The following is a 21889-nucleotide window of genomic DNA, read 5'->3' as shown; positions in this document are numbered from 1 at the left end:
ATCACGTCATATTCATTTACTATCAGAATGTAAAAGTCATGATGTCTTACAACGCCACTGGCAAATGCCCTGTCTTAACCCAGATGATTGTTTCTTCATCAACGTATGGATGATGCTGACTCATATGCGGGCTTCTTATCCATGTACCTTTGGGGTATTCACCATGCTCGTCTTTAAACGTCCCAGACAGTACAAATATTTCTTCACCACCGAAATGCTTGTGGGGCTTAAATACCTCGCCAACAGGCCACTTAACCAGCGCAACATGTTCATGCTCAAAGTTGTGAAGCGGCATCACCTCTAAACCGCCCTGCCCTTGCAGCCATTCTGCCGTATTCGTGTTCACTCTAACCTCAGCTAAATCGCGCTTATCGAATTGATTCAGTTTAACCAAGATCACGCAGCCTTCTTTACTAAACGGGCTGTGTTTACTGCCTGGAGGATTGCGCAGGTATGTGCCTGCAGGGTAGTCTCCATGCTCATCGGAAAACACGCCTTCAAGCACTAGAATTTCTTCTCCGTACGGATGGCTATGCTGTTTGAAGCTGGCGCCAGGCTCGTATTTCACCACGCTGGTTGTATGGCCAGACTCTTTTGCTTCACGCTCTAACGGCTTACGCCAAACAGTGGAAGACGGTGACGGCTGCCACTCTTGCTTTTGTGTATTGATAACTAAGCGTTCATCAAAGTTCATATTTAACATTTAGGTCACCGATTGGTATTGGCGCGTTGTCGCTATTTTCTTAAAGACCGTTACTCAGGTCTTAGCATTTCGAAAAAATTATCTTGGGATATAGTGTAGTAATCACCTCGTCCGCCGCCACGACTCACTGGCGCGCTTTTTAGCGTACTGTAAACACCGTTTTCAATTAGCGACTTATCGATGTGTACGCCCACGACTTCGCCCATAATGAACCAACTATTCACCGCATCACCTGAAGCCGTCTTAAGCTGGACCACATCGGTAAGCTTACACTCCATGCTCACCTTACTGGCTTTCACGCGAGGAACCTGCACTATTTCGCTTTCTACGGTTTGAAGTCCAGCATGGTCGAACTCGCTTTCCTCAGATGCTAAAGGCTTGCTTGTTTTATTCATCGCATCAACCAAATCTTGGGATACGAGATTCCAGCAAAACTCGCCTGTTTCCTGCACGTTTATCAATGAGTCTTTCTTACTGCCTACTACAGAAAAGCCGATAATTGGCGGCGTATAATTAAGGGCATTGAAAAAGCTGTAAGGGGCAAGGTTTAGCACACCCGCTTTTGATTTTGTAGAAATCCACCCTATGGGGCGCGGTGCAATAATCGCGTTAAAGGGGTCGTGAGCTAAGCCATGACCTTCTTTTGGTTGATAAAAATGCGTTTGTGACAAAACCATTCCTTAAAATGTGTGGTAGGGTAAAACTACTACTGATATGAACGCTTACACGGCGTTTTTCAAGGGCTTAAGATTAAAGGTTGTTTATGACTGCACGAAGTGTCGCATTTTCGAGAACAAGACTTACTGAATTAATGGTACCGTCATTCGCTAATTTTGGCGGAAAAGTACATGGTGGCGTTATCTTATCTTTAATGGATAAGGTCGCTTACGCGTGTGCAAGTAAGCATGCAGGCGCCTACTGCGTTACGGTAACTGTCGACGGCGTTGAATTTCTACAGCCCGTTGAGGTTGGCGATCTTCTTCATCTAGATGCAACTGTGCATTATGTTGGGAACACATCGTTAGTTGTGGGGATAAAGGTAACCACAGAGAACATAAAAACGAACGAGGTTAAGCATACTAATAATAGTTTCTTTACCATGGTAGCCAAAGATGACAGCGGTAAACCTGTGGCCGTTCCTGAACTTGAACTATCTACTCACTATGAAATGCGAAACTTTGTCACCGCTATTCGCCGCAGTAAAATTCGTAAAGAAGCGCAAGTTAAGCTTCAACGTGATTACGATGCATTTATTCCTAAAGAAGACTTTGCGCTTCTCGATGCGCATAGATGCACCGTTACTTTTGACCGGGATGATGTGCCTGCAAAACAAAACGATGAAGATTAGAGGTTAAATCTGAAAGCAAAGGACTTATAGTAGTACCGCAATATACATTTAATTTTGACTATGTTTCGCTGTCCGCCAATAGCATCTTGCCCAGCAAATAAAAAGCCCCCTAAGGTTGTACATCTAACCTTAGGGGGCTTTTCAAATTACGACTCTAGTATTTCTACGTTTATCCTAAGCGCTTAATTAAAAACGATATGCAACTTTTCCGTAAACAAAACGGCCGGTAAAGCCGTACGGCGAGAAGCCTGAATAGGAAAACAGGCGAGAGAAAGTCGTTACTTCATCAACAAGATCTCGCGTTGGCTCTGGGTATACATCAAAGACATTATTAGCACCTACAGAAACGGTTAGCCCTTCCGTTAGCGCAATGCGAATATCTAAATCTGTAATCCATTCTGAGGGAATGATTTCATTTCTTGCTTCAACTGATGATGGATCTTCTACTTCACCATAGCGTGTAGTACGAAGCGTAGTGGTGTAACGGTCGTAATTCCACGTCACACCTAAGTTCAGCTTGCTGTCAGGTGAAGCAGTTTCGAAACGACGAAGCTCTACATCATCAAACAAGTTATCCTGATCAAACCCTGCATTTTGAAGTACATCAGGTGCATCGATTACACTGGTTACTTCATTATCATTAAAGTTAGCGCCTGCGTTAAAGTTGAATGCACCGTAGTCTGCCGTATTAAGTGTATAGGTAGAAACAATATCTACGCCCTCTGTACGTGAATCAATCGCGTTTAAGAAGAATCTTGCCTGGTTAGCGCCCGTTCCCTCTAGTAATGCTTCAATTGCTTCACCCGAAAGGTTGTTAGACAGCACAATACGATCATCAATATCAATGCGATAGAAGTCTACGGTTAAGTTGAAATCGGCTGTGGGCGAGTAGGTAAAACCTGCACTGTAGTTATTCGACTCTTCTGCATCTAAGCCTGGGCTACCAAGCGCTTGTGCAACCTCACTTGATGGCGCAAAGGTGCCAGTTTCAGTTGGCTCGCCATCAACAAATACGGTGGCAATAGAGGTAAAATACTGCTGCTGAAGAGACGGTGCTCTGAAGCCTGTTGATACCGACGCACGAAGAGCAAATGCATCACTGACCGTTACACGGTGCGACATTTTCCAGTTAAAGGTGCTGCCAAAATCAGAATAATCCTCATAGCGCCCTGCCACTGCTACATTCCAGTTTTCTACAACATCGGCTTCTACATCAACATAAAAGCTGTAGTTGTGACGGCTATTATCACCTGCAGACTCTGGAGTGAAGCCAGGGAATACTTGCGCGCCAGCCGCGCCAAACGGCCCATCTACTGGGTCAGTTACCGCTCCACCAGGGCCAAAGGTACCTTGAATGTAAGAGTTTTCTTCACCGGCTGTAATATCGTAACCTTCGTGACGGTATTCTGCTCCCATTGCGAAGTTCATCTCGCTATAAAACAAGCCAGTATCCACCAATCGAGACGCGTCTGCATTAATGATAGTGGTATCGTACTCTAGCGTACCGGCATCAAACTCAGTTTGGCTTGTTGGGCCAAGTGACGTATTTAATGTGTTTACTACACCGTATTCTAGCTCGTTACCACCGTGAGTTAACGATAGGTCGTAATTCCAGACATCGCCATAGCCTTTAATTCCAGCGATAAACGACATATCGGTAATATCGGTTTGGATAGAAGGTAAGAAACCATCTGGGTATATCTCAACAATGTTACGTGAGTCTTGAGCTCGGCGATAAAAGCCACTACCAAGAGAGTCACGAGTGCTATAACCGGCTGTAGTGTAAAACTCAATGCTATCGGTGAGTGCTTTACCCGCATTGATGAACAGTGCGTAGTCTTCTACCTCGCCGTTTCCATAAACGTGGTTGTAGCGATTAACCGTAAGCTCACGAGGATCTAAATTACCTTCTGCATCGCGGGCATAGTTTTCTCGCTGATCGTAGTCTGCACGATTTGCTTGGCCGCGGTCGCGATATTCTGCAGAAACGTTTACAAAGCCATCGTCCCCCCACTCAAAGCCCATGTTACCGCGAAGGGTAAAGGTTTGACCGTCGGTTACCTCTCGGTCACTGCCTTCTTCAAATGCTAAATTACCGTCAGCGCCAATACTTACCCCTTCAAGGTTAGGTACGCCGTCCATAGTCGTTACGTTAGCACCGTAAGTCGCCGATACTTCTCCACCTTCAGCGGCGTCTTTCAATACAATATTGATTACGCCAGCGATAGCGTCTGAACCATATTGCGCTGCAGCTCCGTCGCGCAACACTTCAATTCGTTTGATAGCGTTAGCAGGAATAGCGTTTAAATCTACTGCCGACGAGCCTCGCCCTACCGATCCATTAAGATTAAGCAGCGCTGAAGTATGACGGCGTTTTCCATTTACCAATACCAGGGTATGGTCAGGTGCTAAGCCTCGCAGCTGGGCTGGACGCACGTGGTCTGTACCATCGGTAACTGAGGGTTGAGGAAAGTTAAAGCTTGGCAGCAACTGATTCAAAATCATATTGGTTTCAGTTAAGCCCGTCGCTTCTATCGAAGAAGCGTCGATGATATCAATTGGAACAGGAGAGTCATTGACAGTGCGGCCAACTCGTCGTGAACCTACAATTTGAATTTGCTCAACATCTTGCTCATCAACAGAAGCTTGGTCTTGTGCAAGAACCGACGTGGAAAAAGGCATTCCAGCTATTGCAGAAGCAATAAGGGAAAGCTTAAAAGCAGAAGCGTTAAATTTTGCCTGTTGCATGGTGTTGTTCCTGAATTCTTTTAAATTTTACTTATTGAAGTGTGCTGTCTTGTACTTAACCGCGTTGATTTTAGTTTAAATACAATAACTTCATTCTGTTGTTGGGGTACTGCTAAACGTCAGATTGTCTGGGTAGACTTATTATTATTAGAGATGAAAAGCACCGGGTACTTTCGAACTGAGTAAATCACAAATAGATTCGCTCGCACAATACTAAAGTAGTAATAAAAGCGTAATATCGACGACAAGTAGATTTTTAAAGGTGAAGCGACGGAATTATCTTTTTTTAGACTAAACGAGCCAATAATAAGGGGTTGTAACTCTCGGGAGCCATTGTTGCCAGACTAATTGGGATACAAAAAAGCGCTCTGTTAAGAGCGCTCTCTATCATATTAGGTGGGGTTAGCACTTACGCCTTTTTAAGCTTCTTCTTAAGTTTTTTGAGCTTCCCTTCTTGTTTAGCAATTTTAGCTTTAGTTACCTTTATTTCTTTTTTAAGTTCTTTTTTCTTAGCCATGATTTAGTTCCTTATCATAATTTTTTGTAGTGTTGACCTTACACAAATGTCATTTGGTAACGCCGTTATTTATCGCCATGCTTAGCGATAAATTCTCGAATAAAATGCCTAACTTCGCGAGCAGCTGACGTGTCCATCTCGTCGCATAACGCGATAAATTGCGCCCGCTCTTCGTCGTTAATACGAATAATCATCTGACTATTCTTTTTCTTCTTTTTGTTATTTTTCTCAGACATTTACGACCTGCGCTAAAAGTAAACTACATTATCCGAATTAAAAATGTATAGCCTATGTATATACATTTCAAGAGATTTTGAACTTTTTCGTTAGATTTTTCATAAAAGCGTCATAACGTTGTCACAATAGTGACTTTAGGCTAGGACATAGTTCTGTTATGAAAGTAACGTCAACTAATGCAAAAAATCAGAAGTGAAGTAGACATGACACAAGCACAATCGATAACTCACCTATCTTGTTTCATTGAAGCGGTTGCTATTGCAAAGCAAAACAAATGTGATAATTGTGATGACTTGAAAGCACTGTTGCAGCAGAAAGGTTATGAAGCGTTAATCGCGAGTGAAACTGTAGAAGAGTTGAGCCCCCAGCTACCCTTGGCGTCTTAAACCATTGTTTTCGATGCACTTAGCATTCCTGTTTACGGTATGAGTCTGAACCATTATTAAGTGCGCAGATAATTGAGCGTTTCCGCTAGCTCTTCTGCCCATCTCCAAAAACGAAAAACGGAAGCTAGGCTTCCGTTTTCAATCGTTCGCGTACTACGCTTATTTAGGTGACCATTCGAATTGCTTGAACGGCTCATCAACCGGTGTTTCGGCTAAGTGGTTTGTATAGTTACTCATCACTTTTTGCGCCAAAATAAGAATAATTTCAAGTAGTTGCTGGTGCTTATAGCCTGCACTGTAAAACGCATCTAGCTGCGCACTATCAACATTGCCGCGACCGCGAGTTACGGCAAGTACGGTCTCTTTTAGCGTATTTAATTTGCTATCAGACAATGTTTCATCGTTGCGTAGCTCTTCTATTAAGTCATCACTTACTTTCATGCTTTTAGCAATGCCAGTATGCGCAGGTACACAGTAATGACATGCATGTTCTACGTTTACTGCCTGCCAAACTACTGTTAGTTCTTCAGCGTTAAACGAGGTTTCTTGGGCTAGCTTGTGTAGTACTTGATAACCTTCAAGCAACGTTGGCGCTTCTGCCATTACTGCATGTAGGTTAGGAAGCATACCGAATGCGCTAACCGAATTATCGATTAGTGGCTTTGCCGCCTCTGGCGCTGTGTCTTTTGTATGTAATTTAAAATCGCTCATATCACTCTCCTATTGATGTGACTAGAAATTAAAGTAACCCTTTTGATTACCCTTACCTCTTTGATGTGGGATCAATAATATGTTTACTTGAACGATCGTTCAAGCGATAATTGAACACATGTTCAAAATATTCACGCATAAGGTATGCAGCTATGAAATATGATCACGATGACATTATTGAAAAAGCCACTACGCTTTTTTGGCAACGAGGCTTTCATGCTGCGGGTATGCGCGATATTCAACAAGCGTTAGATATGCGCCCCGGCAGTATCTACGCTCGCTTTCAAAGTAAAGAAGGTTTATTCAAGCTTGTTGTTGAACAATATGCGCAAAATAGCGCAGCGCGGTTAAAGCAAGTAGCACAGGCCGAATCGCCTTTAAATGCGCTTTATAGCTTTTTTGAAACGGCACTAACTGGCCCTAATGAACAGCGCTATATGCGCCAGTGCTTGCTAGTAAAGTCTATTGCAGAACTAGATATCATTGGTGAGGTGGCAAAAAAAGCCGTACTTGAAAGCATGCAAACCCTTAAGGCTGGTTTCAGAGATATTATAGAAGCCTGTATAGAAAACGGTGAACTGCCCGAATATACGCCAACGAAACTGGCCGCAGAGTGGCTTCAGAATCAATTCGTAGGTTTACGTGCGTTCGCCCTTATGCAAGATGAAAACACAGCAACTATGCAGATGATCGACAAAGTAATGATCGATTTAAAAGGGCAATGGCCGCAAAAAACGCATTAATGTAGATTACAGCTGAAAGGGCTGAAACAGCGTATTTTCACAATGAGTGCTTTAAAGGCAGTTGCATAGAATATGGCTTAATTAAACAAACGCCTCGGTATGACTCTCTTTATCCAAACGAAAAAGTTATTGTTGCTAGCTTTTGAGTCAAGACGGGTTCGCTTTATTTCAACCCACTGTTCTTGGTCAACAATTACTTTACCATCAGTAAAAGGCACGTATAACTGGTCACCTTCAAAGTGGGTTCTAAACTCTAAGTAAAAGTCGCCTTGCAGCTCCTCAAGTAAGGCATCCGACTCCCCCAAACCGTCTGGAAGAAAATAATAAAACTTAGTGAGAATAAGTTTTCCTTCCGCACTCAACTGGTAACTCCCTGTGTATCCATCCCAGCAAGCAGACATCACCTCAACCTTCTCGGGGTCAGGTTTACTTTTTAACTGATAAAAATGTTTTTCGCCTTCTTCTGATGGGTGCCCTTGCCAAATATAGTAGAGACTATAGCCTTTTAAACTAACTAACGGACATTGATTAGAGAACCCCTGCGAAAACTGTATGGTCATTCCTTTGAACCTTTTTAATTATGAATAGAGTTAGCTTAAACAAATAACAAGATTTTGCGACTTTTCAAAACCTAAGCAAAAGCTTTTAGGAGAAGAGCAAACGCAGTAATTGCGCGACAAGCAATATTCCCATTAAAGGCCAAATCCACTTCGCCCATTTAGCGGCATCTTCATTACTGATACGCATTTTAGAGCGCTCTATTAGCGGTATAATCAGTGCCAGTGCACCGAACAATACTGCCAGTAAAATTAATACTTCCATTATCGTAACCCTATCGCATATTTAAGCACTTGTTGTTTAGCAGGCTCCATGCGCTGCGCCACAGAAAGCAGCTGGTTTCTTACCCATTTAATGGGGGCAATATCGTTACTAAACAAGGTATAGAACCCATCCATTGCGCTCATCATTACCAAGTTATCTCGCTTTCGTGGCCTTTCATAGTCGTTAGCGAGCATTTGCAAGAATCGTTTATCCGTAAGCGACAATTCTCCAGTGCTGTGACAAGAATTAACCTTAGCGGTAACAGATAAAAACGCCTCTATATCTTTAAAACCTAAATTCACACCCTGCCCCGCCAATGGGTTAATGGTGTGCGCTGCATCGCCAATTAACACACAGCAGTCCTTAACATAGTGATTCGCATGAGAACGGGTAAGCGGAAAAACCGCTTTATCTACAACAAAAAAGCTGTTGTCATTTTTAGTGAGTTCATCCGGAAACGTTTTAAGGATTTCACTTTCAAGTTGGCTCGCTTTTAAACTTTTTATACGTTTTAGTTCATCGGGCGAGTCGTACCACACAAGCGAGGCATAATTGTCGAACATAGGCAAAAACGCTTTTGGGCCACTTGAGGTAAATTGCTGCCAAGTCACAGGCTCTACAGGCTTTTCCATTTTGATTGTTATACCCATTGCCTGTTGGGCATACTGCCAACCTGTGGTGCCAATACCGGCCGCCTTTCTTACCTGAGAGTTTGCACCGTCTGCGCCAACAAGCCATTTGGCTTCAATGGTTCTGCCATTAGATAGTTTAATGGTAGCAGTATTGGCTAACTGAATGTCTTGCACTGTATGGCCACTAATAAGCTCTACATTGTCATACTGCTTTAGTGCTTCATGGCAACCTAGTTGCAACAATCGATTTTCTACAAAGAAACCCAGCTGAGGCATGTCGATACTTTGTGCGGTAAAATCTGTTCGATGAGACGGGTGGTCCCATACACTTAAACCTGTGTAGGGTTTCACGCGCATGGCAGCAATATGGTCCCACGCTCCCAATGCTTTTAATAGGGTAACCGACGCCTCGCTTATGGCCGATACCCGCAAGTCCGGGCCGTCTTCAGCTTTATATGTTGCAGGTAAATAAGGCTCGATTACCGCTACTTTAAACTGCTGTTGGGCCAAACCTAGGGCAAGAGCTGCACCCACCATACCGCCGCCATTTATACAAAAATCGACCATTTACTCTCCTTAAAACACGCACTTGCATTATGTCTTAAAACACAAAGCGCTGTGAAGTAAAACGTAGAACAGGCTTGGCTTAGATCAATTCTTCACGAATCGTCGTAAGACACTGGGAATATGCCTACATAACAGGTAAAATATGCGGCTATTTTGAACATCTTCCTGTAACTGACATTTCCGATGCTTTTTGCATGGGCGCTTTAGATGCCCTATGCAGAATAACATTCTGGCAGACACCTTAACTGAACCAAGGTGATTCTGCATTCACTTACAGGAACACTAACAGGTTATCGAATAGTTGTTATGACTAAAAAGCTGTATATCAAAACCTGGGGCTGCCAAATGAACGAGTACGACTCGGAAAAAATGGCAGACTTACTAGACTCAACGCATGGCTTTAGCGCTGCACAAAGTGCTGAAGAAGCCGACGTTATTTTGCTTAACACCTGCTCTATTCGCGAAAAGGCGCAAGAGAAGGTTTTCCATCAACTTGGTCGCTGGAAGACGTTGAAGCAAGACAAGCCTGAACTTATTATTGGCGTAGGTGGCTGTGTGGCTTCACAAGAAGGCGACACCATACGCCAGCGTGCGCCGTTCGTAGACTTGGTATTTGGCCCTCAAACACTGCACCGTTTGCCTGAAATGATCAACGAACTTCAAGGCGGCGCAAAGTCAGTGATTGACGTGAGCTTCCCTGAAATTGAAAAGTTTGATCGCCTGCCTGAGCCACGTGCTGAAGGCCCAACGGCATTCGTTTCGATTATGGAAGGCTGTTCAAAATACTGTACGTTCTGCGTAGTACCTTACACCCGTGGTGAAGAAGTAAGCCGCCCTGTTGACGACGTATTGCTTGAAATTGCACAACTTGCGGGCCAAGGCGTACGTGAAGTGAATCTTCTAGGTCAAAACGTTAACGCGTATCGCGGTGACAATTACGACGGCACAATTTGTCGTTTCTCTGAGTTACTAGAGCTAGTAGCTGCTATTGATGGCATCGACCGTATTCGTTACACCACATCTCACCCGGTTGAGTTTACTGACGATATCATTGAAGCATACGCGTCTATTCCTGAGTTAGTAGACCACCTTCACTTACCTGTTCAAAGCGGTTCTGACCGTATTTTGAACCTGATGAAGCGTGGCCATACGGCAATTGAATACAAGTCGAAAATGCGTAAGCTGAAAAAAATTCGCCCAAACATTAGTTTGTCGAGCGACTTCATTATTGGCTTCCCTGGTGAGACCGATGCCGACTTTGAAGCTACTATGGATTTGATTCAGGCCGTGGATTATGACCTTAGCTTCAGCTTTATTTACAGTGCTCGCCCTGGTACACCTGCTGCCGATGCAGTAGATGATGTAAGTGAAGAAACTAAGAAGCAACGTCTTCACTTACTACAGCAGCGTATTACGCAGCAAGCACTTCGTATTGCGCGTCACATGGTTGGCACTGAGCAGCGAATTTTGGTTGAAGGCCCGTCTAAGAAAAACCCAATGGAGCTTTCTGGACGTACTGAAAACAACCGCGTAGTAAACTTTGAAGGCACACCAGATATGATTGGCGAATTCGTTGATGTAAACATCACAGACGTATTTACCAACTCACTACGTGGTGAAGTTGTGCGCAGAGAAAGTGAAATGGGCTTGCGTGTTGCAGTTTCGCCCCAATCTATCATGGCAAAGCATCAGGCTGATATGCCTAATGAGCTTGGCGTGGGTCAATTTAACCCAGCCTAAAAACAATTTTATAGCGAGGAAAAGAGTAGCTTGAGTACATTGGTTAGTAACGAATTTGATTTAGAACCGGCAGATAGCAAACGTTTGTCGAGTTTATGTGGCCCCTTTGATGACAACATTAAACAAATTGAGCGCAGGCTGGGTGTAGAAATTACCTACCGAAATAACGCGTTCAAGGTGTTGGGTGAACCGCAGCAAATAAAAAGTGCTAGCGAATTACTTAAGCTTCTTTATATAGAAACACAACCTATCAAGGGTCGTATTCCTGAGCTAGAAGCAGAGCAAGTTCATCTTGCCATTCAAGAAGCCCGCGTTATTGAAAAAGACGCAACGGGCGGTTATGGCAAAGAGATCAATATTAAAACTAAGCGCGGTGTAATAAAGCCGCGTAACCCAAACCAAGCGCAGTATGTGGCAAACATTGTTAACCACGATATTGCTTTTGGTATTGGGCCTGCCGGAACAGGTAAAACTTACCTTGCTGTTGCCGCTGCTGTCGATGCGCTTGAGCGCCAAGAAATTCGCCGAATCTTGCTTACCCGCCCCGCGGTTGAAGCAGGTGAAAAGCTTGGTTTCTTGCCTGGCGATCTTTCGCAAAAAGTAGACCCTTACTTGCGACCGCTTTACGACGCCCTATTTGAAATGCTTGGCTTCGAGAAAGTTGAAAAGCTTATGGAGCGCAATGTTATTGAAGTTGCGCCGTTAGCCTACATGCGTGGTCGTACGCTAAACGACGCGTTTATCATTTTGGATGAAAGCCAGAATACCACGGTAGAGCAAATGAAAATGTTCTTAACCCGTATTGGCTTTAATTCGAAAGCGGTGATTACTGGTGATATCACGCAGGTAGACCTACCTCGCGGTGCCAAATCAGGCCTTCGCCACGCCATCGAGGTATTGAGCGAAGTAAATGACATTTCTTTCAACTTCTTCCATGCTGAAGACGTGGTTCGCCACCCTGTGGTTGCGCGTATTGTAAGAGCTTACGAAGTGCATGACGCTGAGCAAGAGCGTATTCGCAAAGCGAAAAAAGAAGAAGCGTTGCGTGTTCAGCGTGAACAATCAGCGCACAGCCTTGAGCCTAGTACTGACAACAGCCTTGAGCCAACTAGTAATAATAGCCTTGAGCCAACTAGCAATAATAGCCCTGAGCTAACTGACGGCAACAATCATGAGCAATCAAACGATGCTCGAACAAAAGACGACAGCACATCGTGACAGCCATTATTGATGTACAACAAGCATTTGAAGGTGACGAGGCTATCTTATCAGCCATTCCGTCATCTTCAGAACTTGAACTTTGGGCTAATGCTGTTCTCAAGTATGAAGGTTTGAACGAGCAAGAAGTCACCATTCGCTTTACCGACGAAGCAGAAAGCCAAAGCCTCAACCATGAATACCGAGGCAAAGATAAACCGACAAACGTGCTATCCTTTCCCTTCGAAGCGCCGCCCGGCATTGAAATCAACTTATTAGGCGACTTAGTTATTTGTGCCCCTGTTATTAGCCGTGAAGCTGAAGAGCAGCAAAAGAGAGTGAGCGATCACTACACGCACATGACGGTTCACGGGCTATTGCATTTAATGGGTTATGACCATATTGACGATGCAGATGCCGAGGAAATGGAAAGCAAAGAAATTGATATTCTAGCTAGCCTTGGCATAGATAACCCTTATGAAGTCAACGATTAACAAATAACCATAACCATCTGTTATATAAGTAAATTAACACTTAATAACAATAAAACATTGACGACCAGCACGAACCATTTTAACGTTGGCGTTGACCTAACAATTAAACGGACATTATGAGCGACGATAATCCTCACTCTACCAACGGCTCATCAGGCAAGAGTTGGTTAGATAAACTAAAAAATTCGATTTCTGGCGAGCCGAAAAGTAAAGAAGAGTTAGTATCGGTTATTACTGATGCTGAACAAAACGACATCATAGACCCACAAACCCGCGAAATGATTGAAGGGGTAATTGGGGTAAATGAAATGCGAGTGAGGGATATCATGATCCCTCGCGCTCAAATGACCACCATAGATGTAGAGCAAAAAGTAGAAGAATTTCTACCGGTGATGCTTGAATCTGCCCACTCACGTTTTCCTGTTATAAGTGAAGATAAAGACCATATCGAAGGTATTTTGCTTGCAAAAGACCTGCTTGCCTTTGCCTTCAATGCAGAAAAAGAATTCAACCTTCGCGATATTCTTCGCCCAGCGGTTATCGTTCCAGAGAGCAAACGAGTAGACGTTCTACTTAAAGAGTTCCGTCAGCAGCGCTATCACATGGCCATTGTTGTAGACGAATATGGCGGTGTATCTGGCTTGGTGACTATCGAAGATATTCTAGAGATTATCGTGGGTGAAATTGAAGATGAGTACGATACCGAAGAAGACGGTACCGACGATATTCGCCCATTAAACAAATCGACATACTCAGTTAAAGCGTTAACTCCAGTGGATGACTTTAACGAGTTTTTTGAAACCAAATTTAGCGAAGAAGAAGCCGATACCATTGGTGGTATTGTGCTTAAAGCGTTTGGTCATATGCCTGAAACCAATGATGAAATCACCATTGGCGATGTTCAGTTTAAAGTGACTAACTCTGATAAGCGCCGACTTATTCAACTTAAGGTTTCAGTGCCTTCATTGGAATAGAGACGTCGTCACAATAACGTTTATTTCAGCACAGGGTAGCGCGTATTTTTAAGCGCTTCCCCAGTGTAAAACAAAACCTATCAACCACCATCAGATGACTTCTATGCTGAAACGGTTTATCCCCCATTTTCTTCTTGTGTTAAGCGGCGCAAGTTTAACGCTGGCTTTTGCCCCATTTAATATGTGGCTTTTAACTATACCTGCCCTCGCACTTGCTATACGTCAAGTTATCAAGCTGAAGCATCGGCCCTTTCTAGCTGGATGGTTATTTGGTGCAGGCTGGTTTGGCGCTGGCATAAGCTGGGTACACGTAAGTATCGCCGACTTTGGTGGGCTACCTCTTATCGGCTCCATTGCCTTAATGGCATTGCTTTGTGGATATTTGGCGCTATACCCAGCGCTTGCTACCAAATTCACTGCCAGGTATTTCTCTCCCCAATTGTGGCCCATGGCACTGCCTTTTTTCTGGGTTGTGGCCGAGTGGTTGCGAAGCTGGATGCTAAGTGGCTTTCCGTGGTTATCATTAGGCTATAGCCAGCTAGAAAGTCCACTGTCTGGTTTTGCGCCTATTATTGGGGAAACTGGTATAAGCGCGCTTATCGTTATTAGCGCTACCCTATTTGCACTGATTCACGATAAGCGAACTTTCGCCAACGCAATGCTAGTGGCGCTGTGCTTATTTACCAGTGGCTACCTTCTTAAACAACATACTTGGGTTGCCCCCCAAAAAACCTACTCAGTAGGCATGGCGCAGGGCAATATCGCGCAAAGTCTGCGATGGGTGCCAGAGCAAGATGGCCCTACTATGGACACCTACTGGAAGCTAACCGAAAGCCTATGGGGTAACGACCTAATTATTTGGCCAGAAGCGGCCGTTCCCAAGCTTGAGCCTTTAGCCCAACCTTATCTTGCCAAAGTTAACGAAAGAGCTTTTAAAGAAAACACCGCGCTTATTACTGGTATTGTTAACTATAACTGGGAAACTGATGAAGCGTGGAACAACCTAATTGTGCTCGGTAAACGCACGCCAGATGCTACGTACCCTGATTACCAATATTTCCACAATAACCGCTTTTCGAAACATCATCTATTGCCCGTAGGCGAATTCGTACCTTTTGAAGACTGGCTTCGCCCCCTCGCCCCTCTATTCGACTTGCCTATGTCGTCATTCTCTCGTGGTGATTATCAGCAAGCTAATCTTGAAGCGAATGGCATTCGCCTAGCGCCCGCTATCTGTTTTGAAATTGCGTTCCCTCATCAAGTTATGGCAAACGTATATGAAGATACCGACATGATCATTACAGTAAGTAACGATGCGTGGTTTGGACATTCTCACGGCCCTGCACAGCATCTGCAGATTGCGCAAATGCGCGCCCTTGAGTTAGGCCGCCCTGTCGTTAGAGCGACAAATAATGGTATTACGGCTTTTATAGACCACAGAGGCGAAATAACTGCTCGGCTACCTCAATTCATGGCAGGTAATATTTCGGCGCCAGTTGTCGCAACCAGAGGGTTTACACCGTATTACCATCTTCAAGAGCTAGGCGTTTGGTTTATTGTTAGTCTGCTGTTTGTTTGCGCGGTCTTAATTAAACGCAGGCAGCGCTGATTGCTCAATAGCAGCGGGTTGAAACAATGTTTATGCTATGCCAATGTAGGACCTATCCAACTTGTATTACTTAAAAAATCAGAAGGTGCGAGCTTGCGATACTAATTTCGCGAAAGAATCGTTTTAACCTCAAAGAATTCGTCTATCCAAGGAATTGAAGGAGACGCTATGAATCTTAAGGCTATATTATTTACAGTAATTGTAGTTATTGCGGCTACACTCGTCAGCTATGAAGCCAGTGCTACTATTAAACTTACCCCATGTAATGGGTGTACCTATGACGATATGAAACGGACAGCAGAACTGAGCCAGAAAAGAGTCGGCTCAAGCAATATAGCCGTTGTAAACTTCAGGAATGCGACCGCACATAAATTTCGCACTAGTTTAGAAATTGATGGCGATGGAGAACCAGTTACAAACTCCACCCCTGTTAGTTTTTCAACTAATGAACAACGCGACATAGATCTCTACTTTCGCTTCAGAGATGCACTCGGTGCCTATATCGCTAACTTTTCTTACCAGCTATACGACTCATCTTTAGATAGTAAAACTCACATAATATCTCCGACTCACCCACAATATTCTCTTAATACTTTCGACAATAAATCTGGCTATGTCTCTAAGGGCGTCATTTTGGTCAAAGGTTCTCCCTACGAATTTTTGTCAGCTAGCTACCAACGAAACGATGTCTATGACTGGTTTATTGGTGGAGCGAAAAAAGATGTTTTAGCGATTTTGGACTCATCTCTACAAGCCGTTGAATTACCAAATGGTAAAGATTTAGACCTGGACTTAAACGCAATCTTTTACACATCTCCAGAAGCACTAAAAAATGGAAATCAAAACGGAAGGGTCAAGATTACTTTAGATTTTATCAATGAGGCTTTTGTAATCATAAATGCCAGAGATACAAATAATAACAGTATCCCCCTCAAAAATGACAAGCTGAGGGGTGAGTAAAATACAACCAAAAGCGCAAAAAACGGCGCTAACTTCATTTGAAGTAGCGCCGTTTTTATTAGCAGTAACTACCTTACCACTGACAGGTAGTTTACCCCGTTAAATTGCACGTTATACATTGCCTGCAGCTTGTATTGCAGTAAGCGCAATTGTAAATACAATATCGTCAACCAATGCACCGCGACTTAAATCGTTAACGGGCTTTCGCATGCCTTGCAGCATTGGGCCAATACACACTAAGTCGAAGCTACGCTGTACCGCTTTATAAGTGGTATTTCCGGTATTGAGGTCAGGAAAAACAAACACGTTTGCCTTACCAGCAACAGGGCTATTTGGTGCCTTGCTCTTGCCCACACTTTCGATAGCCGCTGCATCGTATTGAAGTGGACCATCAATAAGTAAATCAGGGCGTAGCTCTTGTGCAATCTTAGTTGCCTCACGCACTTTCTCTACATCGCTACCTGCACCTGACGAGCCAGTACTGTAACTTATCATAGCTACCCGTGGTTCAATGCCAAACATTTGCGCCGATTCCGCAGACTGTATAGCTATGTCGGCTAGTTGCTGAGCATTAGGGTCAGGGTTAATGGCGCAGTCGCCGTAAACCAAAACTTGGTCAGGCAACAGCATAAAAAATACTGACGATACTAGTGATGCATTTTCCGCTGTTTTAATTAACTGAAGCGCTGGGCGAATAGTGTTTGCAGTGGTATTTACTGCGCCAGAGACTAGGCCATCTACGTCATCTTGCTGAAGCATCATTGTGCCTAAAGTCACGTTATCTTCCAGTAACTCTTTTGCAACCACTTCAGTAACGCCTTTGTGGCCGCGAAGAGCCACTAAACCTTCAACATAGTTATCTTTTATTTCACTCGGAGAAACGATTTCTACGCCATCGCTCAATACTACACCCTGTTGTTCTGCTACTCGGCGAATCTCTGTTTCATCACCAATAAGAACAGGTCGTGCTAAACCACGTTTTGCACAGATTGATGCAGCCACAACGGTTCTAGGCTCATTACCTTCTGGCAGCACAACACGCTTGTTAACCTGTCTTGCGCGGTTAGTAAGGTAGAAACGGAACGCCGATGGAGACAGCTTCTTCTGGCGAGACACTTTTTGCGTTAGTGAGTTAACCCAGCTTGCATCTAAGCTTTCCGCTGTATGCACCATCACTTTTTCGATACGCTGGCTGTCATCAACCGGTACTTCTTGGTTGAATGCGTGAAGTGCTTGAGCTGTTTGCCATGTATTCGAATTTACTAGCATGACCGGCAGGCCGGTTTCCATGGCTTGACTACATAGTGCCATGATGTTTTCATCGGGCTGGTAGCCACCTGTAAGTAATAGCGCGCCCAGCTTAGTCCCGTTTAGCGCAGCCAAACAGCATGACACAAATACATCACCGCGATCGCCTGACATCACAAGTAACGCACCCGGTTTAAGGGTATGCGTCATGTTGTGAATTTCGCGCGCGCAGAAAGTAACGCTGCTTAATCTGCGTTCTGCTAGCTCGCCCTCGTTAAGCAAGGTTGCGTTAAGATGCTTTGCTACGTCGGTAGCTCGGGGAGACACTAAATCTGCGCTCCAATCAACCGTACCAAGAAGGCTTAAGCCTTTTTTGAAAATAGGCAAGTCACGTAATGCCTGCGTGCGCACTTCGTCGTGCTCTGGCGCTTCTATTGCACCGATATCGGCACGAAGTCGACCATGTTCATCAAACGGCGCATTTACCTTGTTAAAGATGCAGCCAACCACTTTTTGACTTTTATGACCGCCATAGGTGTCTACAACAATTTCAAGGCGATGATTAATATCTGTCGTCGATTCGTTGCCAGGCACGGCCACAAAAACAATATCGGCATCAAGAGCACGACTAATTTCAAGGTTTAAACGCTCCGCATAGGGGTGATGACGCGTGGTCACTAGCCCTTCTATGACGGTTACCGCTTCTTGAACGCTCTTTTCTTCAAACCGTTCAATAATTTCTTCTAATAGCTCATCAGTATTGTCGGTACTGATCATACGCTCAACGTAATCAAGCTCGAAAGGCTCAATCGGCGAGACACTGGCGTGGTGAGCAATGATCGCCGTAGAGCGCTCTTCCCCATTGTCGCCCTTTCTAGGCTGTGCCACCGGCTTGAAAAAATTAAGCTTTATACCTTGTTCTTCTATTGCGCGAACAAGACCCATGCTGACCGTTGTTAGGCCCACACTAGTGCCCACGGGGATCAACATAATTCTGCGAGACATAATTACTCCTGCTATTGCCAACGTCCGAGCGTTGGCCTTGCTAGTTTGATTTTACGCGAAGGTCGCAGCTTCAGCTGCAATTACCCATTCTTCATTAGTAGGTACGACATAAACAGAGGTTGATGCTGTATCGGTAGAAATTTTTCCGCCTTGCCCAAATCGCGCGTCAATATTTCTTTGCTCATCAAGGCTAATACCAAAGTGAGCGAAATATCCCATTGTGGTCTCTCGAATAAGCGACGAGTTTTCTCCAATACCACCTGTAAAGACAATAGCATCTAGCGTCGGCACAGCTACCATGTAGCCCGCTATGTATTTAGCCAAGCGGTAACAAAAAATTTCGATTGCCAACAGGGCGCCTTCATGACCTTCTAGGGCAGCATCTTCTAGGGTTCTGCAGTCGTTGCTAAGTTCTGAAATACCTAGCAAACCTGACTGTTTGTTTAACAGGTCGCTAATTTCGTCTGCGGTTTTACCAAGCTTTTTCTGTAGTGTACCTGGCAAGCTAGGATCTAAATCACCACAGCGCGTGCCCATAACCAAGCCTTCTAAAGGAATGAAGCCAAGGCTGGTGTCTACCGCCTGCCCTTTTTCAATGGCGGACACGCTACAACCGTTGCCTAAATGCGCACTGATTATGCTTGTGTCTGAAACTGGTTTTTCAAGAATTTTCGCCATGCTATCGAGAATGAATTTATGGCTGGTTCCATGGAAGCCATAGCGTCTAATGCCATGCTCACGATAAAGCGACATCGGTAAAGCATAGATAAAGGCTTTTTTAGGAAGTGTTTGAAAAAATGAAGTATCAAATACCACGACATGAGGCAAATCTGGATACGCAGCTTGAGCGGTCACAATGCCTTTTAGATTAGCCATATTGTGAAGCGGTGCCATGCTCGCATAATCTTCGATTGCTTCGAGCACGCTATCATCTACAAGGGCTGCACCTTTAAACTTTTCCCCCCCGTGTACAACACGGTGGCCAATGGCAATAGGCTGCACGCCTGTGCTTGCAATAATTTCAGAGATAGCGTTAAGTGCCTCGGTATGCCCTGCCTTTGCTGGCAATGCCTGCTTCTCTTTTTTACCGTTTAGCTTAAAGGACAAACTCGCATCACTATTTCCCAACGCTTCTGCAATGCCAGAGAGACCAGCTTCGCCAGTATCGGCGTCGATAATGGCAAACTTTACTGAAGAGCTGCCACAGTTTAAAACAATAACTTCTTTTTTCATTTTTGTAATTTCAATTAAAGTGGTAAGACATTCTGTTTAACCAATTGTAGCATTTCTAAACAATTAGAGGGGTTAAACAATTGCTAAATGTTTTATAAAAATTATCGCATACACCTATTTTATATAGGGTTTTATGGCAAACTTTCGCTTAATTAAGCTTATCCACGCTTGTTTTGAAATTTTTATCATTATAATAATCAATAAATTTCAGCAACTTAGAGGTTTATTGAAACTATTTTTGAAAAAATTCAACTTTCTTTCTTGAAAAGTATTTGGGCCATTCCTATATATAATTTGTCGGCGCTGAACAGACAGGTCGACGAAACCGCCGCCGCAGAGTCGGGGCATTTAAATTTTAAACATATTGCTTAATTTTGAGGATATGACTATGCGTACTATCGATCTATCTCCACTTTACCGTTCATTCATTGGTTCTGATCACCTAGCATCACTTATTGATGCAGCTTCTCGTGCAGAGAAACAGAGCACCTATCCGCCGTATAACATCGAGCTGCTTGGTGATGACAAGTACAGAGTAACCATGGCGATTGCTGGTTTTAGTAAAGACGATGTATCAATTCAGGTTGAAGAGAATACATTAACTATTACTGGAACCAAGAAAACGGAAGCGGAAAACAATGACAGTAAAGAACGTAAGTTCTTACATAAAGGCATCTCAGAACGTAACTTTGAGCGTAAATTCCAACTTGGCGACCATGTAAAAGTGTTAGCTGCAGATATGGAAAATGGTCTATTACACATCGATATGGAGCGAGTCATTCCCGAAGCCAAGAAGCCTCGCCAAATAGAAATTGGTTCTCGTTTACTTGAGAGTTAATACATAGTTTCTTGGTTTGTTTCCCAACTTTTAGCGGCGCCTTACGGCGCCGTTTTTTTTGCTTTTGTAAGCTGCAGATAAGCCTATTGCTAGCTTATTTTGTTTTAGCTTCAACCATTAACAGTTTCGACATCGTTTACTTCAAGCGTGTAATCAGCTTTACCTGACTCGCCAGACTTAAAGCTGCCTTGTAAGGCCTTGCCGGTGAGCTCTCCGGTTGCAGAATCTTTGATAGATTCGAAATCACTACTAGCAACACCGTTTTCAAACTTGCCTTTATGCTGAAAAGTAACCGTACCACGCAACCCGTTTATCACACCGACAAAAGTTTCAAAACCCGTAAATTGAGCTGACATTTGCGATTGATAAGACATCAAAAACTCAACACTCGATTCACCACTCATATCACCTGAATAGACCTGTTTGATGCTGGCTTGAGATACCTTAATTCCTTCTGCTCTTTCACTCAGCGTGTCTTCATCCCATTGCGTAATGGAGAAGTTTCCTTCGATTGTCATGAATATCTCTTTTATATTAGCGTTATAGTAGATTTACCTACCCTAACCTCTTATGCAGAAAAAAGACAGCCTAAGAATTGTAACAGCGCGTTTAAATAAATCCTTTAAGCATGGCTAAACCTACTGCGTTACAGGTACTTGCATCCTTTATCTCTCCGTTGATGATTTTTTCCTTCAAGACAGTTAACGAAAGCGGAACAACCTGTAAATCTTCTTCTTCAACATCTAGTTTTTGTTCGCCTTGGGTCAACCCTTTAGCCACGTAAATATGGTACCCCTGATTACAAAAGCCGTATGCAAGATATTGGAAGCCAACATACTCCATTGACTCAGCGGTTAAGCCTGTCTCTTCTTTAAGCTCACCTTTTGCAAGCTGAACTGGATCAGCGTCGGGGTTGCTCTCCCATGCACCCTGGGGAAGCTCAAGCTGTCGCTCTTTGATGGTATAGCGGTATTGCTCAACCATATACACGGTATCGCCTTCAATCGGTAAAATAATGGCAAAGTCCGGCTTTTCCACCACACCATATATACCTTCGTTTCCGCTGCTGCGAACTATTTTGTCTTCTCTTAGGCGAAGCCATTTGTTTTCATAAACTACTTTTGAATCCAACGTCTTAATTTCTTCCAAAACCCTTCCTTATCTCTGCGTTTAGTTA

General features: G+C 43.9%; 22 protein-coding genes. 10 read left to right on the top strand and 12 right to left on the bottom strand.

Features of this window, described 5'->3' with window-relative positions; translation table 11 throughout:
- Positions 1–46: 46 nt before the first annotated feature.
- Positions 47–703, bottom strand: coding sequence for a cupin domain-containing protein (locus PCAR9_RS06880; protein WP_179982962.1), 657 nt, complete (start codon positions 701–703; stop codon positions 47–49).
- Positions 704–753: 50 nt separating this feature from the next.
- A complete protein-coding gene (locus tag PCAR9_RS06875) occupies positions 754–1374 on the bottom strand; it encodes a flavin reductase family protein (RefSeq protein ID WP_179982961.1) in 621 nt (206 codons plus the stop codon).
- A 92-nt stretch (positions 1375–1466) separates the two neighbouring features.
- On the opposite strand from PCAR9_RS06875, the gene PCAR9_RS06870 reads away from it, so the two are divergent.
- Complete coding sequence (locus PCAR9_RS06870) at positions 1467–2051, top strand: acyl-CoA thioesterase (RefSeq protein WP_179982960.1); 585 nt, start codon at positions 1467–1469, stop codon at positions 2049–2051.
- 186 nt (positions 2052–2237) lie between these two features.
- On the opposite strand, the gene PCAR9_RS06865 is transcribed toward PCAR9_RS06870, so the two are convergent.
- The gene (locus PCAR9_RS06865) at positions 2238–4799 is read right to left on the bottom strand and encodes a TonB-dependent receptor plug domain-containing protein (RefSeq protein WP_179982959.1); all 2562 of its coding nucleotides are present in this window, start codon (positions 4797–4799) and stop codon (positions 2238–2240) included.
- A 582-nt stretch (positions 4800–5381) separates the two neighbouring features.
- Positions 5382–5552: a hypothetical protein gene (locus PCAR9_RS06860; RefSeq protein WP_179982958.1), complete on the bottom strand. Its 171-nt coding sequence runs from the start codon at positions 5550–5552 to the stop codon at positions 5382–5384.
- Between the two features lie 177 nt (positions 5553–5729).
- Between PCAR9_RS06860 and PCAR9_RS06855 the strand changes: the two genes are divergently transcribed.
- Entirely contained in the window at positions 5730–5939 is a 210-nt protein-coding gene (locus PCAR9_RS06855) for a hypothetical protein (RefSeq protein ID WP_232091135.1), read from the top strand.
- Between the two features lie 159 nt (positions 5940–6098).
- On the opposite strand, the gene PCAR9_RS06850 is transcribed toward PCAR9_RS06855, so the two are convergent.
- On the bottom strand, positions 6099–6650 hold the full coding sequence (locus PCAR9_RS06850; RefSeq protein WP_179982957.1) for a carboxymuconolactone decarboxylase family protein: 552 nt from the start codon (positions 6648–6650) through the stop codon (positions 6099–6101).
- Positions 6651–6802: 152 nt separating this feature from the next.
- Here PCAR9_RS06850 and PCAR9_RS06845 point away from each other — a divergent pair, with 152 nt between their 5' ends.
- A complete protein-coding gene (locus PCAR9_RS06845) occupies positions 6803–7393 on the top strand; it encodes a TetR/AcrR family transcriptional regulator (protein WP_179982956.1) in 591 nt (196 codons plus the stop codon).
- Positions 7394–7470: 77 nt separating this feature from the next.
- On the opposite strand, the gene PCAR9_RS06840 is transcribed toward PCAR9_RS06845, so the two are convergent.
- The 3 genes from PCAR9_RS06840 to PCAR9_RS06830 all read right to left on the bottom strand — a co-directional run bounded on the left by PCAR9_RS06840 (position 7471) and on the right by PCAR9_RS06830 (position 9414).
- Positions 7471–7953, bottom strand: a complete 483-nt coding sequence (locus PCAR9_RS06840; protein WP_179982955.1) for a hypothetical protein — start codon at positions 7951–7953, stop codon at positions 7471–7473.
- 85 nt (positions 7954–8038) lie between these two features.
- Positions 8039–8215 carry a hypothetical protein gene (locus tag PCAR9_RS06835; RefSeq protein WP_162889809.1) on the bottom strand — a complete coding sequence of 59 codons (177 nt, stop codon included), beginning with the start codon at positions 8213–8215 and terminating at the stop codon, positions 8039–8041.
- On the bottom strand, positions 8215–9414 hold the full coding sequence (locus PCAR9_RS06830) for an FAD-dependent monooxygenase (RefSeq protein WP_179982954.1): 1200 nt from the start codon (positions 9412–9414) through the stop codon (positions 8215–8217). The genes PCAR9_RS06835 and PCAR9_RS06830 overlap by 1 nt, the downstream gene beginning before the upstream one ends.
- A 306-nt stretch (positions 9415–9720) precedes the next feature.
- On the opposite strand from PCAR9_RS06830, the gene miaB reads away from it, so the two are divergent.
- From miaB to PCAR9_RS06800, 6 genes are all read left to right on the top strand, one after another.
- On the top strand, positions 9721–11154 hold the full coding sequence (miaB, locus tag PCAR9_RS06825) for a tRNA (N6-isopentenyl adenosine(37)-C2)-methylthiotransferase MiaB (protein ID WP_179982953.1): 1434 nt from the start codon (positions 9721–9723) through the stop codon (positions 11152–11154).
- A 30-nt stretch (positions 11155–11184) separates the two neighbouring features.
- On the top strand, positions 11185–12372 hold the full coding sequence (locus tag PCAR9_RS06820; RefSeq protein ID WP_232091134.1) for a PhoH family protein: 1188 nt from the start codon (positions 11185–11187) through the stop codon (positions 12370–12372).
- Complete coding sequence (gene ybeY / locus PCAR9_RS06815; protein ID WP_179982952.1) at positions 12369–12845, top strand: rRNA maturation RNase YbeY; 477 nt, start codon at positions 12369–12371, stop codon at positions 12843–12845. Before PCAR9_RS06820 ends, ybeY begins: the two co-directional genes overlap by 4 nt.
- Before the next feature lie 116 nt (positions 12846–12961).
- Complete coding sequence (corC, locus tag PCAR9_RS06810) at positions 12962–13819, top strand: CNNM family magnesium/cobalt transport protein CorC (RefSeq protein WP_179982951.1); 858 nt, start codon at positions 12962–12964, stop codon at positions 13817–13819.
- 103 nt (positions 13820–13922) lie between these two features.
- Positions 13923–15428, top strand: coding sequence for an apolipoprotein N-acyltransferase (gene lnt / locus PCAR9_RS06805; RefSeq protein ID WP_179982950.1), 1506 nt, complete (start codon positions 13923–13925; stop codon positions 15426–15428).
- A gap of 168 nt (positions 15429–15596) precedes the next feature.
- A complete protein-coding gene (locus PCAR9_RS06800) occupies positions 15597–16388 on the top strand; it encodes a hypothetical protein (protein ID WP_179982949.1) in 792 nt (263 codons plus the stop codon).
- 111 nt (positions 16389–16499) lie between these two features.
- Here the strand turns inward: PCAR9_RS06800 and pta are convergent, their stop codons facing one another.
- Positions 16500–18641, bottom strand: a complete 2142-nt coding sequence (pta, locus tag PCAR9_RS06795; RefSeq protein ID WP_179982948.1) for a phosphate acetyltransferase — start codon at positions 18639–18641, stop codon at positions 16500–16502.
- Between the two features lie 51 nt (positions 18642–18692).
- On the bottom strand, positions 18693–19874 hold the full coding sequence (locus PCAR9_RS06790) for an acetate kinase (RefSeq protein ID WP_179982947.1): 1182 nt from the start codon (positions 19872–19874) through the stop codon (positions 18693–18695).
- Positions 19875–20262: 388 nt separating this feature from the next.
- On the opposite strand from PCAR9_RS06790, the gene PCAR9_RS06785 reads away from it, so the two are divergent.
- Entirely contained in the window at positions 20263–20712 is a 450-nt protein-coding gene (locus PCAR9_RS06785; protein ID WP_179982946.1) for an Hsp20 family protein, read from the top strand.
- Between the two features lie 110 nt (positions 20713–20822).
- Here PCAR9_RS06785 and PCAR9_RS06780 read toward each other — a convergent pair whose 3' ends face one another.
- Positions 20823–21230, bottom strand: coding sequence for a DUF3224 domain-containing protein (locus tag PCAR9_RS06780; RefSeq protein WP_179982945.1), 408 nt, complete (start codon positions 21228–21230; stop codon positions 20823–20825).
- 91 nt (positions 21231–21321) lie between these two features.
- Entirely contained in the window at positions 21322–21861 is a 540-nt protein-coding gene (locus PCAR9_RS06775) for an NUDIX domain-containing protein (protein WP_179982944.1), read from the bottom strand.
- Positions 21862–21889 lie beyond the last annotated feature (28 nt).

The sequence above is a fragment of the Alteromonas macleodii genome, from assembly GCF_903772925.1.
GTDB lineage: Bacteria > Pseudomonadota > Gammaproteobacteria > Enterobacterales > Alteromonadaceae > Alteromonas > Alteromonas macleodii_A.
This window is presented reverse-complemented; position numbering and strand designations above follow the sequence as displayed.